The sequence below is a fragment of the Massilia eurypsychrophila genome (genome assembly GCF_002760655.1).
Lineage (GTDB): Bacteria > Pseudomonadota > Gammaproteobacteria > Burkholderiales > Burkholderiaceae_D > JAFCUW01.
The window spans coordinates 1-2,064 of sequence record NZ_PDOC01000068.1 but is presented as its reverse complement, the minus strand read 5'-3'; the positions used below and the strand labels follow the sequence as shown (position 1 = coordinate 2,064).

Annotated in this window: 3 protein-coding genes and 1 pseudogene; 2 read left to right on the top strand and 2 right to left on the bottom strand. The window is 56.9% G+C overall.

Annotated features, from left to right (window positions below; translation table 11 throughout):
* The coding region (locus CR105_RS27295) for a DDE-type integrase/transposase/recombinase (protein WP_143752834.1) at positions 1–354 on the top strand (354 nt) is incomplete at its 5' end.
* 310 nt (positions 355–664) lie between these two features.
* Here CR105_RS27295 and CR105_RS29680 read toward each other — a convergent pair.
* Positions 665–1,110, bottom strand: a pseudogene (locus CR105_RS29680) (IS6 family transposase); the annotation flags it as partial.
* On the opposite strand from CR105_RS29680, the gene CR105_RS29600 reads away from it, so the two are divergent.
* Positions 1,103–1,477, top strand: a complete 375-nt coding sequence (locus CR105_RS29600; protein WP_099794096.1) for an IS3 family transposase — start codon at positions 1,103–1,105, stop codon at positions 1,475–1,477. The pseudogene CR105_RS29680 and the gene CR105_RS29600 overlap by 8 nt on opposite strands.
* Positions 1,478–1,639: 162 nt before the next feature.
* Here the strand turns inward: CR105_RS29600 and CR105_RS27280 are convergent.
* Positions 1,640–2,064 (bottom strand): DDE-type integrase/transposase/recombinase (locus CR105_RS27280; RefSeq protein WP_370660713.1); only part of this gene is annotated, 425 nt, incomplete at its 5' end.

Below are 2,064 nucleotides of genomic sequence, written 5' to 3'. Positions count from 1 at the left end.
AAGCGCTTCTTCGACAAGGCCATGGGAGCGAACGGCGATCCGGACAAGGTCGCGATTGACAAGAGTGGTGCCAACAAGGCGGCGATCGATGCGATCAACGCCGGCCGCGACGTGCCGATCCTGGTGCGCCAAGTCAAATACCTCAACAACATCGTCGAGCAGGACCATCGCGCCATCAAGCGGGTGACCAGGCCGATGCTCAACTTCAAATCGTTCCGCTCTGCCGGCTCCGTGCTCGCCGGCATCGAGCTGATGCACATGATCCGCAAGGGCCAGTTCGCAATCGACGGCGCTGATGCAATGTCGTTCGCCGACCAATTTTCTGTGCTGGCAGGAATAGTCCGTCCGGTTTGAGCGGCACAATGCCGTCCTAGGGAAATTCTGTCGTTTGATCGACAACGCGACAGAACCTTCATTTGCGCTGCAGTTTCCTCTTCACACCCTGATGTACGCTTTTAATTTTCCTGCCATCATTGTTGCCGGTTCGATCGTGCGAAGTCGATAGTTAGGATAGGTCGGTCATCAACCAGTCACGAGCGAAATGTATCATGCTCTGGTCTCCCTTGATGTGCTTCCGCCCGTCTCCTCACCGAGCGGGCTTTTTTTTGGTTCTGTTGCGTTACTGAACAAACGACGAAATTTCCCTCGAACGGCACTGTGCCGCCTAAACTCGACGGACTATTCCTGCCAACGTGGAAAATTGGTCGGCCGACGACATCGCATCCGCGCCATCGATCTCGAATTGACGCATGCGGATCATGTGCATCAACTTAATCTTAGCGAGCACCGCGCCGGCAAACCGGAACGATTTGAAGTTGAGCATAGGACCTGGCCACCCGTTTGATGGCGCGCGGTTCCTGTTCAACGATGTTGTTGAGGTATTTGATGGCGCACCACGATCGAGACGTCGCGACCAACGTAGATCTCGTCGATCGCCGCCTTGTCGGGATTGCCGTTGGCCACCATCGCCTTGTCGAAGAAGCGCTTCGCCGCGGTCATGTCGCGCTTGGCCGTCAGCAGGAAGTCGACGGTCTTGCCCTGCTTGTCGACAGAGCGGTAGAGGTATTTCCAAACGCCATTCACCTTGATGTAGGTCTCATCCATGCGCCAGTCTGCCAAGCCGGTTGTATGCAAGGCTAGCGCTCACCTGAAGGCTGCGTTCATGGGAAGCCATCAGAGCTACGGCAACCGCCGTTTGGTCACGGCCATGGCCGATGAAGGCTTCCATATGGGACGCTACAAGGTGCGCATCTTGATGCGCCAGGCGGCCCTGAAGCCGGTGTGGAAGCGTAAATTCAATCACACCACCGACAGCAAGCACGACTTGCCGATCGCCGCCAATGTGTTGAATCGGCAGTTCAATCCGACCGCGCCAAACCTGGCTTACGTCAGCGATATCACATATATTCGCACTGCTGCAGGATGGCTGTATCTTGCCACCGTCTTGAACTTGTATGCGCGAACGGTGGTTGGCTAGGCGGCCATGGCACTTAGCATGCTGCAGCGGGCCCGAATTGATGGGCCTCATCGACAGCATGCCCGAACATGGATTTCATCTTCGGTTTCTCCTGCAATCTTAAGCGGTTCTGTCGCGTTGTTGATCAAACGACAGAATTTCCCTAGGACGGCATTGTGCCGCTCAAACCGGACGGACTATTCCTGCCAGCACAGAAAATTGGTCGGCGAACGACATTGCATCAGCGCCGTCGATTGCGAACTGGCCCTTGCGGATCATGTGCATCAGCTCGATGCCGGCGAGCACAGAGCCGGCAGACCGGAACGATTTGAAGTTGAGCATCGGCCTGGTCACCCGCTTGATGGCGCGATGGTCCTGCTCGACGATGTTGTTGAGGTATTTGACTTGGCGCACCAGGATCGGCACGTCGCGGCCGGCGTTGATCGCATCGATCGCCGCCTCATTGGCGCTACTCTTGTCCATCGCGACCTTGTCCGGATCGCCGTTCGCTCCCATGGCCTTGTCGAAGAAGCGCTTCGCCGCAGCCATGTCGCGCTTCGCTGTCAGCAGGAAGTCGACGCTCTTGCTTGTCGACAGGGCGGTAGAGG

Coding starts and splice junctions, on each gene's coding strand:
- CR105_RS29600 (WP_099794096.1), top strand. CDS start 1,103: ATGCGCCAGTCTGCCAAGCCGGTTGTATGCAAGGCTAGCGCTCACCTG.